We start from the raw sequence: 14,569 nt of genomic DNA on the forward strand, positions 1-14,569 counted from the left end.
TTCCCGAATGATCGAGCTGGACCTTCGACGGCTGCGCTTTCTGCGGGAGTTCGAGGAACGAGGCACCCTGGCCGCGGTCGCCGCGGCCCTTGGCTACAGCCCCTCCACGGTCTCCCAGCAGCTCGCCCTGCTGGAGAGGGAAACCGGCGCCCGGCTGCTCGACAAGGCCGGGCGCGGTGTGCGGCTTACCGACGCCGGACGCCTGCTCGCTCAGCACGCGCGGGTGTTGCTTTCGGCCGCCGAGGCTGCGGAAGCCGACCTTGCCACCCTCAGCGGCGTCATCCGGGGCACTGTCCGCGCCGGCGGCCTGCAATCGGCGGCCCGCCGCCTCCTCATCCCGGCGGTGGCCCGCATGAAGGCGGACCACCCGCAGGTTCGCGTGGAGATCTTCGAGCTGGAGCTCGAACAGTCCCTGCCGGGTCTACGCCTGGGCGCGGTCGACCTCGTCATCGGCGACGAGTACGACAGCCACCCCCGCCCTCGTCCGGCCGGGCTCCGCTTCACGCTTCTGCTCGAAGAACACCTGAAGATCGTGCTGCCGGCCGCGCATCGGCTCGCCCGGCCCGGGAGACCCGTGGCGCTCACCGACCTGCGATCCGACATCTGGGCCGCCTCCGCCGAGGGCACCGGTCACCACGCCATGGTCGTCGGGACCTGCCGCGCCCTCGGCGGCTACGAGCCCGACATCCGGCACCGCTCCAGCGACGCCGACGTCCAACTCGAACTCGTCCGCGCCGCGACCGCCGTCGCCCTCATGCCGACCCTGAGCCTGCCCGGCGACGACCCCGCCCTCGCGATCCGGGACATCGCAGAAACCACCCTCAGACGCCGCCTGGTCTCCGTCACCCGGGACACCCCGCCCACTCCCGCGCTGACCGCCCTCCTGACAGCCGTGACGGACCAGGTGCGCAAACTCGGCCTGTAGAAGCCCGTCGGGTCAACCGTCCGGCGTTGTTCCCGGACCGGAAACCGTGGGCGGTCCACAGCGGAAGAGGTCAGGGCAGAGCGATTCGATCCAGGACGTGAGGTCCACGGCCTCGACCTCGAAGTCTTCGGGGCCCAGATCGCCCAGATCTGACGAGAACACGGCGGAGCACGGATCACCGGCGCGCAGGAGAAACCCGCGGCCACCGCTGTCGTCGCCGATGAGGACGAAACCCGGTGCGCACCGCGTGACGTCGTAGGTGGCGTTGCGTTCACCGATGCACCCAGCCGGGTACACGGTCACACCGGCATCGGTCGCCAGGCCGTCCTTCACCTTCCACAGGGCCACCAGCGGAGCCGGAAGGCCCGGCCCGATTTCGGCCCGGGCGCGCGCCACATCAGCCGGCGTGGCCGCCGCCTGCCCGGGAACCGGCTCCGCCATGTCGACCTCGTCCCTCCGTCCTGCCGGGTTCGCGGCTCCGGGAATCCGAAGCGACCCCGGCGCCACGACAAGCATGGGAACGAACACTGCCACCAGGCCTGTCCGCGGGCAAACCACCGCCCTGCCCGATCACACTCCACGGCTGGAGTACCGGACCTTCACCTCCACCCCGCTGAACATCCTGGAGAACGGACTCTGTGTCGATCGGCGACAGGTGTACGCCACGGGCAGGTCCAACGGCGACGGGCTCGCCGGGCTTCCGGCCTGCCGCATGGCCGTCCGGATCGCCGCGATCTCACCAAGGAAATGACAGAGCACGTTTTCCCGGTGTTCCACACCCGGCGGTCATGAGGCGGCACGGCCTTTCTGGGCATCCGGAACACGCGTTCTCCGGCGAAGGAGCTCATCCGTAAAGCGAAGACCCATATCCCGGGAAATCCAGCGAAGACCGGCCACGCCCCGAGAAAAAACGCCGGACGGCCTGGCCACACCCCCGAGCACACACCCCCGAGGCCCATGGCCACAGGCGTCCAGGCCGTCCCGGATAGCACAATCCAAACGACACATAATGAAATTTCACTTCAATCGAATGGAAATTGTATAACCCTACGCCGTCCAAACCGGGGGACTTGACGAAGATGATCTTATCGATCAAGATTTCCCTCCGATTGTGTGCTCATTCCGTGACACCCCCTACTCGGCCGAGCGCACCAACTGGAGGAATCTCGCATGAGAAGTTCTCTCAACGGCAGAGGGAGCGGCCGCGTCGTGGCCGCGTTCGTCCTGCCCGTCGTCCTGGCGCTCGGCGCCACCCCGGTGCTCGCCAGCCCCCCTCCCCCGGCCCTGTCCGGCGGCGAGGTGGTCCCCGACCGGCAGCCGAGCACCACGCAGGACGGGGTCGCCCTGCTGCGGGTCGTCGTCCCCGACCAGGCGGCCGTCGACCGCCTCAACGCCCTGGGCGTCGACCTCGCGGAGTACCGCAAGGCCGTCGACGACGGGATCGAGGTGCACGCCGTACTCAGCCCCCAGGAGGCGCGGGAGCTGCGCGGGCAGGGCTTCGACGTCCGTGACGCCGTGCCCGGCCAGGCCGCTTTCGCGGCGAACCAGGCGGAACGGCGGACCGCGATGTCGGCCGCGGTCACCGCCGCGCAGCAGAACGACACCCTGACCCCGCTGCGCGCGGAGTGGTTCACCAGCACCGACGACCGGCGGTTCCTCTCGGTCGAGGTCAAGTCGAGCGCGACCGACGCCGAGACCGTGCTCACGGCCACCTGGGACTCGGGACGGGGCACTCCCCCCGACTCGGGCGGCACGGCCACGCTGTCACGCCTCACCGACGCCGGACAGTACATGTACCACCGCTTCGACTACCCGCTGCCGGTGACGCAGGCCCCCTCGCGGGTGACGATCAAGAGCAGCCGCGGCGGCTCGGTCACGGTCCCGGTCACCAAGTGGCTCGGCGAACGGCGCACACCGCCCGGCGGGCACTACGTCTCCGACTTCGTCGACCACTACATGGACCCGACCGAGGTCACCGGCCGGATCACCGCCCTGGCCGCCGAGTTCCCCAGGATCACCCAGATCATCGACCTGCCGTACAAGACGAACGGCTACCGCAGGGCCGCGCAGGCGCAGTTCGGCACGGGCGCGGCGAGCACGTTCTACGTGACCTCGACCGCGTACGGCTCGCAGGGCGGCAACGACGTCAGCCTCGCCCTGACCCGCCCCGAGGCCGCCTCCTCCCCGCTGAGCGTCACGGTCACCGGCAAGGACGTCGTGGTCGGCCTGGCCACCGACGCCTCCGGCGCGATCTCCAGCACCGCCCGTCAGGTGGTCGACGCGCTCAACGCGAACACCGCGGCCTCGGCGCTGCTGACCGCCGCCACCTACCGGGGCGACCAGGGCGGCGGTCTGGTCGCCGCGGCCCCCGCGACCCGGCTGACCGACGGCCTGAAGGCGCCGCAGAGCGTCTCACGTGAGCCGTTCCAGATGAAGGCGCTGCGCGTCGGCACCAAACGGGGCGGTCCGAAGGTCGGCGTCTTCCTCTACTGCCAGGAGCACGCCCGTGAGTGGGTGACCCCGCTGGTCTGCGTGGAGACGGCGGAACGGCTGCTGCGCAACTACGCGCACGACCCGCGGACCAGGAGGATCGTCGACGACCTCGACATCTTCATCCTGCCGACGTCCAACCCAGACGGCGGGCACTACAGCTTCTACGACTACAACATGCAGCGCAAGAACATGACCAACCACTGCCCGGCCAAGGCCGCCGACCCGGCCTCGCGCAACTCGTGGGGCGTCGACCTGAACCGCAACTTCTCCGTCGGCTCCATGTTCGACGGCTACCTCGGGGCCTCCTCCGACTGCACCAGCGGCGTGTTCGCGGGCCCGTCCGAGCTGTCGGAGCCTGAGGACCGCAACCAGGTCTGGCTCACCAGGAAGTACCCCAACATCAAGTTCGCGATGAACACCCACTCCTACGGCGGCTACTTCATGTGGCCTCCCGGCGCCTACAAGGAGGCCGGTCGCGAGACGCTGCCGCGGACCGATCTGGGCACGGAGAACTACTTCTGGGAGTCCTCCCGGCACATCCTGTCCGCGGTGCAGGAGAGGCGCGGCACCGCGATCTGGCCCGGCCGTACCGGGCCGGTGCCGGACGTGCTGTACTCGGCGGCGGGCAACAGCGCCGACGAGCACTGGTACAACCGCGGCATCATCGGCTGGGACTTCGAGGTCGGCGCCGACCTCTACGACCCGGCGACCAAGCGCTTCCAGCCGGTGGGCTTCCAGCCTCCGTTCGCCGAGGGACACGAGGAGGCGATGGAGTTCTCCAGCGGCCAGATCGCCATCCTGGAGGTCGCCAGGGCCTACTCGGGCGACCGGCGGCGTCCCGGCTCCGAGCTGAAGGTGACCGGCAGGACCGGCGCCTCGGCCACGTTCACCTTCACCACCGACGAACCCGCGAACGTCTACTACACGCTGGACGGCAGCAGGCCGACGCTGAACTCTCCCAAGCTCGTCGCCGCCGGGACGCGTGAGGGGGCGCAGCGGATCACGGTCGACCGTACGACCGAGGTGCACTGGTTCTCCGTGGACATCGCGGGCAACGTGGAGCGCGGCTACCGCCCGGGCGGGCCGGGCGCGAACTACCGCAGGCAGCGGGTCGAGGTACGCGGCGACCGATGACCGTTGACCCGGTACGGCCGCCGGCCCAGGCCGGCGGCCGTACCGGGCATGACCGGCCCTTTGCGGATTGATGACACACAGTTACAGTCAATAACTGTGTGTACCATTCCCCGGCTTCCTGTTCCCCGGTCCGACATCCACCCTCGTGTCCTCCGGTAGCCCGGCCGCCGTCAGGCTCGCGCGCGGGACGCTGGTGCTCGCCGCGCTGGCCGTCGTGACGCTCGGCCGGGGCGGTGAGCGGACCGCCTCCCTCCCCCCGGTGCCGGCCGGGTGCCCGGCGCCCGCCGTCGTCTCCCACCGCGGATACGGCCCGCCGGGCACGGAGAACACCCTCAGGGCCTTCCGCGACGCCCTGGCGGCGGGGTCCGGACAGGTCGAGCTGGACGTCCACTTCACCAGGGACCACCAGCCGGTGCTGATGCACGACGCCACGGTCGACCGGACGACCACGGGCACGGGACGGGTCTCCGGCATGACCCTGTCCCGTTTCCGCGCGCTGCGCACCCTGGGCGGCGAGCGGCCCGCGACGCTGGACGAGGCGCTGCGGCTCCTGCGCGCGGCAGGCGGCCGGACGCTGCTCGACCTCAAGGAGGTCCCGGACGCGGCGGACCTGCGTTCCCTCTCCGGCGAGTACCACCGGCTGAACGCCTACCGGTGGGCGAGCCTGATGTCGTTCTCCCCGGACACGCTGCGGGCGGTGCGCTCCATCCACGCGCGCCGGGGCCTGCTGGCCAGGACGGCCCCTCCGGTCTCGCTGGCCAGGAGGTTCGCCTTCGTCGGAATCCGTCACGACAGGCTCACCGGAAAGCTGGCCCGCGCGTACGCGCGGGCCAGGGTCGCCGTCTACGCCTGGACCCCCAACGACCCCGCCGCGTGGCGGCGCCTGGCAGGCTACGGCGTCGAACGCGTCGTCACCGACGAGACACCCGCCTACCTGGCGTGGGCCGTGCGGCGGTGCGGGACCGGCCCGGTACGGCGTCAGCGCTTGGCGGCCCGCAGGACGACGAACTTCGGGTCGCTCGCGACGACCTCGCAGTTGCCGAAGAGCCTGCGCAGCTTCACGTGGTAGCCGAGGTGCCGGTTTCCCACGACCCACAGCTCACCTCCGCGGCGCAGTGCGGCGCGGGCGCCGGTGAACATCCGCCAGGCGGTCTCGTCGGTCGTCGCCCGGTGGCTGTGGAAGGGCGGGTTGTTCAGCACCAGGTCGACCGATCCGGCGGGTGTCCCGGACAGGCAGTCGCCGACGAGGAACTCCGCCCTGTCCGGGGCGGGGACGTCGTTGGCCAGGAACGTGGCCCGCGCCGAGGCGACCGCCTGGTGGGACTCGTCGACGAAGGTCACCCGCGCCTCCTCGTCGGCCAGCGCCACGGCCAGGCCGACGACCCCGTTGCCGCAACCCAGGTCGACCACGTGCTCCGGCCCCTTGCGGCCGGGAAGGTTCCTCAGGAAGAACCTGGTGCCGATGTCGAGGCGGTCGGCGCAGAAGACGCCCGCGTGGTTGACGACGGTCAGGCCGGAGACCGCTCCGACGTCGCCGGGCAGCGTGTAGCTCAGCGGCCAGGGGTTGACGGCCGGGGCCGGGCGCGGCTCCGGCGTGCAGAAGATCAGCCGTGCCTTCCTGACCGCCAGCGACGTCCTGGTCGGCCCGAGGACGCGTTCGAACAGCCGCAGCGTCGAGGTGTGGATCTCGGTGACCATCCCGGTGCCGACGACGACGGTGCCCGGGTGCACGGCCGGGGCCAGACGGCACAGCTGGTCCTCCAGGAGTGCCAGGCTCTTGGGCACCCTGACCAGCAGCACGTCGATCCGCTCCGGGGGCGTGTCCCCGGTCGACAGGAGCCGGACGGCGTCCTGATCGATCCCGTTGCGGGCGAGGTTCGCCCGGGTCGCCTCCTGGGTGAGGAAGGAGTCGGTGATCTGCACGGGCGCGGGCCGGTGGGCGGCCAGCGCGGTGGCCAGGGCTCCCCACCGGTCACCGGACACGACCACCGTGCCGGACAGGGCGACCGGCTCGCCGTCCGCCCCTTCGAGGTGCCGCAGGAGATACTCGTCGGCGGCGTCCCAGGCGCGTAGCTCCTGCCGGGAGTGCTCGGGGAAACGGGCGAGTTCGAACTCGCCCCTTGAGGTCGTCAAACGGTTCATCGCGCCTCAGGCTAGCCCAGCGGCGACGTCCCCCGGTCTTCTCGGGGCCTGACCCGGCTGACAGGATGACGGTCATGGCCCCAGTGGCGTCAGCGCTCCGTCTGCCGCGGGCACTCGTCTTCGCGACGTTGTGCCTCGTGGTCTCCGGCGGTGGCCACGCCCTGGCCGGGGGCGGGGCGGTGCCGCCGTACACGGCCGTCCTCGGGGGGATCGTCGCCCTCTGCCTCGGCTACGCCCTCAACGGGCACGAGCGCGGCCCGCAGGTCGTGCTTCCCGCGAGCGTGGGCGCGCAGGTCCTGCTGCACGAGCTGTTCAGCCGGGCCGCGCCCGTGCCGTACCCGGTGATCCCGCTGGCCCACGGGCACGCCCGGCCCGGCATGACGGCGGTCCACCTCGCGGCGGCGCTGCTGACCGGCTGGTGGCTGTGGCGCGGCGAGAGCGCCCTGTGGCTCATGATCCGCGTGTACGGCGCGCGGCTCCCGATCCTTCCGGTGCTCGCCGCCACCTGGACGCCCGCGGCCGTTCCCGTTCTCGTGCCGTTCGTCGAGGCCGTGCCCCTCCCGAGCGGGTGGGCCTGCCCGGTTCCGCGCAGGCGCGGGCCGCCCGCGCTTCCGCGCGCCGGCTGAGGGAGACCCTGGCGGGTCCGGTGGCCGGCGCGCCCCGTGATCGGGTGCCCCTGCCGGGGGTGCCTTCCGCCTTGCCCGGCCGCGCCGATCGCGCGTCCGGAAGTCTCCATGGAGTCCGTTATGGCATATCTGCCGCAGTTCATACGCAGAATAGTCCTGGCGGTCGCGGGCTGCGGGGTCCTCCTCGTCCTGACCGCGCCCGCGGCGCTCGCCCACGACCAGCTGCGCAGCAGTTCCCCGGCGAAGAACGCCGAGGTGTCCTCCCCCGAGCGGATCGAGCTGGTCTTCAGCTCCCGGGTCCACTTCCCCGCCGTCGTCCTGCGCCGGACGGACAACACACAGGCGCCCCTGGGCACGCCGCGCACCGAGGGACCGAAGGTGACCGCCGACGTGACACAGCCGCTGGCCCCGGGTGGATACGTGATCGCCTGGCGGGTCGTCTCCTCGGACGGCCACCCCATCGAGGGCGAGATCCCCTTCACCGTGACCGGTTCCGGAGAGCCGTCAGCACCGGGTGAATCCGCCGCGCCCACCGCCTCCGCGGTCCAGGTCTCGGCCTCACCGGCACCCGCCGCGGCGGGTGAGGAGGCCCCGAGCGGCATCCCCTGGTGGATCTGGGCCGCCCTGGCGGCACTCGCGGCGATCGGCGCGGTCGTCTGGTACAGAACGCCCCGTCACGACCGCCCCACGCCGGAGGAATGAGCCCGCGGGCGAACCGCCGGGCGCCGGGATACGTGATGAGGACATGATTAACAGGGTCGTCACCGTCCTCCTCCTGCTGGCCGCCGCCATCGTGGCCTTTCCCGGCACCGCGTGCGCCTGCAGTTGCGCCCCGCTCCAACCCACGGAACAGGTAGGGAACGCGAGTGTCGTCTTCACCGGGACGGTGCTCGCCTCCCGCCCGGCCAAGACCGACGCGTCCGTGCCCGCGCCGGTCGTCTACACCTTCAAGGCCGACCAGGTCTACAAGGGGCAGGCACTGACCGAGTACCAGGTGACGACCAACGCCGACAGCGCGGCCTGCGGCTACAACTTCGAGCAGGGGGCCCGATACCTGGTGTTCGCGTCCTCCAAGGAGAGCGGCATGATCCCGACCGAGCCGGGGCTGCCGCTGCACACGGCGCTGTGCGACGGCGACCACCGGGTGCGCGCCGGGACGGGGGCGCTGGTCGCGGACGACGGGATCGAGGGGCAGCCGCTGCCCGCGGCCCTGTTGTCCGCGCTCGGCACGCCCACCCGTCCCACTGTCACCACCACCCCCGTGACCCCCGCCCCCGCCGCCTCCTCGGGCGGGGGTTCCTCGCCGTCTCCGTGGGTCTACGTGGCCGGGGCGCTGGTCCTGGCCGCACTGGCGCTGGCCGGGTGGCGGCTGGCCAACCGGCGCGGCGCGTAACCCCGCCGCCCGCGCGGGCCGGTCACTTCGCCGGGCGCCGTCCCTCGACGGTGGCCATCGGGGGCCGCTCGGCCACGGCCACGTCGCGCACGGTCACCTGGTGGCCGTGCGCCCCCCTGCGGAACTGGGCCAGCCGGGGCGAGGGCGTGTGCAGCGAGACCATCTTGTTGTGCCGTTCCAGGCGGGACCAGGCGGTCTGCAGGATCTGCGCGGCCATCCCGCCGAGCGCCTCGGTCGACTGGTGGGAGTGGACACGCCTGCCCAGGTCCACCTGGGCGAGGGCGTCGAGGCCGACGAGTTCGAGCAGGTCGACCAGCAGCGCCAGCTCGACTCCGTAGCCGGTGACGAAGGGGACCCGCTCAAGCACGCAGCGCCGCCCGGCGTACTCACCCGCCAGGGGCTGCACGAATCCGGCCAGCAGCGGCCAGTGCAGGTTGAGCAGCGGCCTGGCGACCAGCTCGGTGACCCGCCCGCCCCCGCTCTGCACGTTCTGCAGCGGCCGGTCGTAGCAGCCCTTGACGTAGACCACACCGGGATCGTCGAGCAGCGGGCCGAGCAGTCCGGTCACGAACGACGTGCGGAACTCACGCAGGTCGGCGTCGACGAAGACCAGCAGGTCGCCCGAGGTCACCGCGAGGGACTTCCACAGGGCCTCCCCCTTGCCGTCCAGCGGTTTCAGGTCCGGCAGGATCTCGTCCTGGGCGACCACCCTGGCCCCGGCCTGCGCGGCGCGCGCCGCGGTCTCGTCCACGGAGCGTGAGTCGATGACCACGATCTCGTCGACGAGCGGGGTCCTCTCGACCAGGTCGCGCCGGATCGCCGTGACGATCTCACCGACCGTCTCGGCCTCGTCACGCGCGGGAAGCACGACGCTGATCGTGCTGTTCCCCTTGGCCTTGAGCAACCAGGGCAGGGACCAGTCATCCGACGACGAGGTGCGCCTGCCCAGCCATGCCTCCACCTCAGGCAGCACAGCCCTTCCTTCCCAGCACCTCGAAATCCACGGGTATCACCCTATGCGGCTCCTATTCTCGGCGGGTACGGGCTCCCGTACCCGCCGCGCAGTGGGAAGATCGGCTCAGAGCGGAGCGAGGAGGGACGGTATGGACCCGGTGGCCGTGATGAGGGCGGCGCGCACCGTCCGTGACGAACTCGGCGGCATGCCGGGTGAGCCTCCGGCAGAGCTCGCCGCCCGGCTCGATCCGCTGCTCGCCGGGGAGGGCGGGCAGCTGCCAGGACCGCTCGCCGAGGCCGTGGTCGCCCTCATCTCCCAGTACGGCCCCGCGTGGGAACGCTTCTGCCTGCTGCTCGGCCAGGACGCGCCCCCGCAGGAGGAGCCTCCGGCCGCGAGCACCGGCCCGCTCGGCCGCATCCCGTCCGGCGCCTCCCCCGGGCCCGCGCGCTCGGTGATCGGCAGACTGACCGGCGCCTTCCGCCGTCGCCGCAGGCAGGGCGAGTCGTCCGCCGCCGGGCAGGCACCCCCGCTTCCCCTCATCGAGGCGCCCGCCGAGGTCGTCGCGGGCTGGGGAGCCGAGGTCGAGGTCGGCCTGGTGGCCGAGGAGACACCCGGTGGGCGGGCGGCGCCGTACGGCAGGCTCGGACCTGCCGATCTTGACATCCAGATCGTCGCGGAGGGGTTCGAGGCGCCCGGCGGCTGGCGGGTACGGCTGCGCGCAGACGAGGCCTCGCCGTACCCCAGGGCGAAGGTCGGCCTGGTCGCCGCGGCGCAGGAGCAGCCGGTCACCGCCAGGCAGATCCAGGTGGTGCACGCGGTGCGCGGCCAGGTGGTCGGTTTCGGTGTGCGGGCGCTGGCGGTCCTCGACTCCCCCGGCCTGCTCGGCAGGGACAACGCCCCGCATCCGGTGGCCGGGACCCGGGTTCGGCTCGCCGAGACCGGGCAGGCGCCGGACGTCACGGCGGTCGTCGTCCACGGTGACCGGCCGGGACGGCTGTGGTGGACCTACCAGTCGCCGCACTTCGTCACCCCCGACCAGGCGGAGGTCTGCGAGCTGGGCATGCGGGCCTCGGAGTTCGGGCGGGGCCTGGCCGAGCAGTCCCTGCCCCTGGAGGAGGTGGGGGCGCGGGTCGCGGCGCACGTCCCGCCGGGGTTCTGGGAGCTGCTCAACGCGGTGGCCGGGCGGGTGTCGCCCCGGCGGCCGAGTGTGCTCTTCCTGTCCCAGGAGCCACACGTCCCGTGGGATCTGGCCGTGCTCCAGCATCCGTTCGACCGGTCCCTGCCCGGTTTCCTGAACTGCCAGGCGGTGACGGGGCGCTGGCCGCTCGGCGGGAACCGCCCTGAGCTGCCGCCTCCGGCGCGGGCGGGCGGGCGGGGCATGGCGGTCGTGCACGGCGGGCCGCACCCGCACCCGCTGGTCTCCGCCTTCGGCGCCAGGCAGGTCGGCACCTCGCTGGGCGAGGTGCTCGCGCTGCTGGGCGACCCGCCGGACGTGGTGCACTTCGCCACGGGCGGCCCGGCCCCCGAGTCCCTCGGCCGGGGCATGGGCGGTGGCGCGTTCGTCTTCCTCGACGAGCCCGGTGACTGCCAGCCGTTCCTGCTGGCGGGGGCGTGCGCCGCCGTCGCGCCGTTCAGGCCCGTCGGGGACGGCCTGGTCGAGGAGTTCCACCGGCGCGCCCTGGCCGGGGAGCCTCCGGCCGAGGTGCTGCGCTCGCTGCGCTGCGTCGCCCCGGCGACGGCGCCCGCCTACCAGTTCTTCGGCAACCCCTGGCTCGTGCTGGAGCGCGATCAGCCCGCGGCGTGACGTTCGAGGAAGGCGTAGACGTCGGCCTCGTCGACGCCGGGGAACGACCCCGGCGGCAGCGCGGCCAGGACGTGGGAGTTGCCGCGCGCCGAGGGCCAGGCGTAGCCGTCCCAGCGCTGGGCCAGCTCGACGGGCGGGCGGCGGCAGCAGTCACCGGTCGGGCAGTTCGACCTGGTGCGGTTGGTCGTCTCCCTGCCGCGGAACCAGCGTGACTCCCGGTACGGCACGCCCAGGGTGATCGCGAAGTCCCGCTCCCGCGAGGGGTCGACGTGGGCGATGCAGAAGTAGGTGCCGGTCGGCGAGTCGGAGTACTGGTAGAAGACCGAGAACCTGTCCGGGGAGCGGAAGACCTGGCGTCCCGACCACTGCAGGCACATCCGCTGACCCTCGATCGCCCCCTGCTCGTCGGCGGGGAAGACGATGCCGTCGTTCTCGTAGGCCTTGAAGATGATCCCGCCCGCGTCGTTGCGGACGAAGTGACAGGTCAGGTCGAGGAAGTGGGTGGCGAGGTTGGTGAAGCGGTGCGCGGCCATCTCGTAGGAGACGGCGAACACGTCCCTGAGGTCCTCGACGCTGAGCGCCCTGTCCTGTTTCGCCTCCCTGAGGAAGGGCACGGCGGTCGCCTCGGGCACCAGCACCGCGGCGGCGAAGTAGTTGGCCTCGGTCCGCTGGCGCAGGAAGTCGGCGAAGTCGCGGGGCCTGTGGTGGCCCAGGGCGAGGTGGCCGAGTGTCTGCAGCAGGATCGTGCGCGGGGTGTGCATGCCGAGTTGCTCGTGCTTGACGTAGATGCGCCGGTTGCGCAGGTCGGTGATGGAGCGCACCGTGCGGGGCAGGTCCTGGACGGTCTGCACGGTGTAGCCGAAGTGGGTGACCAGGGCCTGGACCGTGCCCTGCGACAGCGCCCCGGTACGGTAGCCGACCGCGGACAGCGCCTCGGCCGCGGCCTTCTCGATCTCCTCGAAGTGGTTTCCCCGTTCGCGCTGCATGCGCCGCAGTTCGGCGTTGGCGACCCGCGCCTCCTCCGGGGTCGCGGTGCCCCTGGCCTGACGTGAGCGCAGCTCGCCGTACAGGCCGAGGATGTGTTCGAGCACGTCGTTGGGGACGCGGGCGGAGACCTTCAGCCTGGCCAGGCCGAGTCCGGCGTACAGCGGGTCGCGCTGGGCCTCCTCAAGCTCCATCTCCAGCTGGGCCCTGCGGTTGGGCGCCTGGCGGCGCAGCAGTTCCTCGACGGGCACGCCGAGCGCGACGGAAAGGGACTTCAGCAGCGACAGCTTGGGTTCGCGCTTGCCGTTCTCCAGCAGCGACAGCTGACTCGGCGCGCGGCCGACGCGTTCACCGAGGTCGGAGAGGGTGAGGCCGCGCTGCTTGCGCAGGTGTCTCAGCCGCTGCCCGAACGCGATGAGGTCGAGCTCCTGCGTCAAGGACAGCGGTTCTTCTCCGACGAGCGATGCCATACCACGATGCTAAACGAAATTTCGAGAGATATTTCAAGCACCCGCGCACCCAACCCGGGATTGGTCTAGTCCATATCGAAAACTATGAATTTCTTCTGCACCCAAGACGGCCAATCCTTGCCGAAGTAGCAACAAAGTCGATTCTTTCGCGATCGGTGACCTGTTCGTCCCTTTCGATGGGGAACACACTCGGTGCAAGGCACCCAGGGGACGACAAGGAGTGACGATGAACGATCGCCTCAAGGGAGCCGCAGACGAGCTGCGGCGAGAGTGGCAGACCGACCCTCGTTGGGCGGGTACCGAGCGGACCTTCACGGCCGAGGACGTGGTTCGACTCCGGGGCTCCGTCCAGGAGGAGCACACTCTCGCCCGGCTCGGTTCCGAGCGGCTTTGGAAACTGCTCCACACCGAGGACTACGTGCACGCCCTCGGCGCGCTGACCGGCAACCAGGCCGTTCAGCAGGTCAAGGCCGGGCTGAAGGCCATATACCTGTCAGGCTGGCAGGTGGCCGCCGACGCCAACCTGGGCGGGCAGACCTACCCCGACCAGAGCCTCTACCCCGCCAACTCGGTTCCGGCCGTGGTACGCCGCATCAACAACGCGCTGCTGCGCGCCGACCAGATCACCTGGTCGGAGGAGGAGCGCGACGCCCCCCACTGGCTGGCCCCGATCGTGGCCGACGCCGAGGCGGGTTTCGGCGGAGTGCTCAACGCCTTCGAGCTGATGAAGGGCATGATCGCCGCGGGTGCGGCGGGCGTGCACTGGGAGGACCAGCTCGCCTCGGAGAAGAAGTGCGGCCACCTGGGCGGAAAGGTGCTCATCCCCACCGGCCAGCACGTCAAGACGCTCAACGCGGCCCGTCTCGCGGCCGACGTCGCGGGCGTCCCCTCGGTGATCATCGCGCGGACCGACGCCCAGGCCGCGACGCTCCTGACCACCGACGTCGACCCCCGTGACCAGGCCTTCACCACCGGCGAGCGCACCGCGGAGGGGTTCTACCGCGTCCGCAACGGCGTCGCCGCCTGCATCGCACGGGGCCTGGCCTACGCCCCCTACGCCGACCTGCTGTGGATGGAGACCTCGACTCCGGACCTGGACGTCGCCCGCCGGTTCGCCGAGGCCGTCAAGACCGTCTACCCCGACCAGATGCTCGCCTACAACTGCTCGCCCTCGTTCAACTGGAAGAAGCACCTCGACGACTCCACGATCTCCAAGTTCCAGCGCGAGCTGGGGCACATGGGATACAAGTTCCAGTTCATCACGCTGGCGGGCTTCCACTCGCTCAACTACTCGATGTTCGACCTGGCCAGGAGGTACGCCGAGGAGGGCATGACCGCCTATGTCGGCCTCCAGGAGGCCGAGTTCGCCGCGGAACGACGCGGCTACACCGCCACCCGCCACCAGCGCGAGGTCGGCACCGGATACTTCGACCTGGTCAGCACGGCCGTGGCGCCGGACTCCTCGACCACGGCCCTCAGGGGCTCGACCGAGGAGGAGCAGTTCGAGACGGCTCACTGACCCCTCGGACAAGGGCCCGCCCGGGCGCCTCCAGGGCATGGGATCGCTCCCCGGGCGGGCCCGGCCACCAGGTCGTCGCGTGAGGCCCCGCCGTACGGATCTCCCGAGTCCGTACGGCGGGGCC

Annotated in this window: 13 protein-coding genes; 9 read left to right on the top strand and 4 right to left on the bottom strand. The window is 71.5% G+C overall.

All coding sequences use genetic code 11. The features are described from left to right. The first annotated feature begins 7 nt into the window (after positions 1 to 7). Positions 8 to 925 (top strand): LysR family transcriptional regulator, encoded by a 918-nt coding sequence (locus tag ABZ470_RS34330; protein ID WP_362916652.1) that lies wholly within the window; start codon positions 8 to 10, stop codon positions 923 to 925. 12 nt (positions 926 to 937) lie between these two features. Here the strand turns inward: ABZ470_RS34330 and ABZ470_RS34335 are convergent, their stop codons facing one another. Then, positions 938 to 1,366, bottom strand: a complete 429-nt coding sequence (locus ABZ470_RS34335; protein WP_352009402.1) for a hypothetical protein — start codon at positions 1,364 to 1,366, stop codon at positions 938 to 940. 73 nt (positions 1,367 to 1,439) lie between these two features. Here ABZ470_RS34335 and ABZ470_RS34340 point away from each other — a divergent pair, with 73 nt between their 5' ends. The 3 genes from ABZ470_RS34340 to ABZ470_RS34350 all read left to right on the top strand — a co-directional run bounded on the left by ABZ470_RS34340 (position 1,440) and on the right by ABZ470_RS34350 (position 5,621). Continuing rightward, positions 1,440 to 1,676 (top strand): hypothetical protein, encoded by a 237-nt coding sequence (locus tag ABZ470_RS34340; RefSeq protein WP_362916654.1) that lies wholly within the window; start codon positions 1,440 to 1,442, stop codon positions 1,674 to 1,676. Positions 1,677 to 2,095: 419 nt separating this feature from the next. Beyond that, on the top strand, positions 2,096 to 4,552 hold the full coding sequence (locus tag ABZ470_RS34345) for a M14 family zinc carboxypeptidase (RefSeq protein WP_362916656.1): 2,457 nt from the start codon (positions 2,096 to 2,098) through the stop codon (positions 4,550 to 4,552). 145 nt (positions 4,553 to 4,697) lie between these two features. Next, positions 4,698 to 5,621, top strand: coding sequence for a glycerophosphodiester phosphodiesterase family protein (locus ABZ470_RS34350; RefSeq protein ID WP_362916658.1), 924 nt, complete (start codon positions 4,698 to 4,700; stop codon positions 5,619 to 5,621). Here the strand turns inward: ABZ470_RS34350 and ABZ470_RS34355 are convergent. Further along, the gene (locus tag ABZ470_RS34355) at positions 5,531 to 6,694 is read right to left on the bottom strand and encodes a methyltransferase (RefSeq protein WP_362916660.1); all 1,164 of its coding nucleotides are present in this window, start codon (positions 6,692 to 6,694) and stop codon (positions 5,531 to 5,533) included. The two genes, ABZ470_RS34350 and ABZ470_RS34355, sit on opposite strands and share 91 nt — an antisense overlap. Positions 6,695 to 6,768: 74 nt before the next feature. On the opposite strand from ABZ470_RS34355, the gene ABZ470_RS34360 reads away from it, so the two are divergent. The 3 genes from ABZ470_RS34360 to ABZ470_RS34370 all read left to right on the top strand — a co-directional run bounded on the left by ABZ470_RS34360 (position 6,769) and on the right by ABZ470_RS34370 (position 8,713). Further along, entirely contained in the window at positions 6,769 to 7,320 is a 552-nt protein-coding gene (locus ABZ470_RS34360) for an MFS transporter (protein ID WP_362916662.1), read from the top strand. 120 nt (positions 7,321 to 7,440) lie between these two features. Next, a complete protein-coding gene (locus tag ABZ470_RS34365) occupies positions 7,441 to 8,022 on the top strand; it encodes a copper resistance protein CopC (protein ID WP_362916664.1) in 582 nt (193 codons plus the stop codon). Between the two features lie 43 nt (positions 8,023 to 8,065). Further along, positions 8,066 to 8,713, top strand: a complete 648-nt coding sequence (locus ABZ470_RS34370) for a hypothetical protein (RefSeq protein WP_362916666.1) — start codon at positions 8,066 to 8,068, stop codon at positions 8,711 to 8,713. Positions 8,714 to 8,735: 22 nt separating this feature from the next. Here ABZ470_RS34370 and ABZ470_RS34375 read toward each other — a convergent pair whose 3' ends face one another. Continuing rightward, positions 8,736 to 9,686 carry a glucosyl-3-phosphoglycerate synthase gene (locus ABZ470_RS34375; RefSeq protein ID WP_352009394.1) on the bottom strand — a complete coding sequence of 317 codons (951 nt, stop codon included), beginning with the start codon at positions 9,684 to 9,686 and terminating at the stop codon, positions 8,736 to 8,738. Between the two features lie 130 nt (positions 9,687 to 9,816). Here ABZ470_RS34375 and ABZ470_RS34380 point away from each other — a divergent pair, with 130 nt between their 5' ends. Then, positions 9,817 to 11,472, top strand: a complete 1,656-nt coding sequence (locus tag ABZ470_RS34380) for a hypothetical protein (RefSeq protein WP_362916668.1) — start codon at positions 9,817 to 9,819, stop codon at positions 11,470 to 11,472. On the opposite strand, the gene ABZ470_RS34385 is transcribed toward ABZ470_RS34380, so the two are convergent. Further along, positions 11,457 to 12,926 (bottom strand): helix-turn-helix domain-containing protein, encoded by a 1,470-nt coding sequence (locus ABZ470_RS34385; RefSeq protein WP_352009392.1) that lies wholly within the window; start codon positions 12,924 to 12,926, stop codon positions 11,457 to 11,459. The genes ABZ470_RS34380 and ABZ470_RS34385 overlap by 16 nt on opposite strands. Positions 12,927 to 13,152: 226 nt before the next feature. Between ABZ470_RS34385 and aceA the strand changes: the two genes are divergently transcribed. Then, the gene (gene aceA / locus ABZ470_RS34390) at positions 13,153 to 14,445 is read left to right on the top strand and encodes an isocitrate lyase (protein ID WP_352009391.1); all 1,293 of its coding nucleotides are present in this window, start codon (positions 13,153 to 13,155) and stop codon (positions 14,443 to 14,445) included. Positions 14,446 to 14,569 lie beyond the last annotated feature (124 nt).

The organism is Streptosporangium sp. NPDC020072, assembly GCF_040631445.1.
GTDB lineage: Bacteria > Actinomycetota > Actinomycetes > Streptosporangiales > Streptosporangiaceae > Streptosporangium.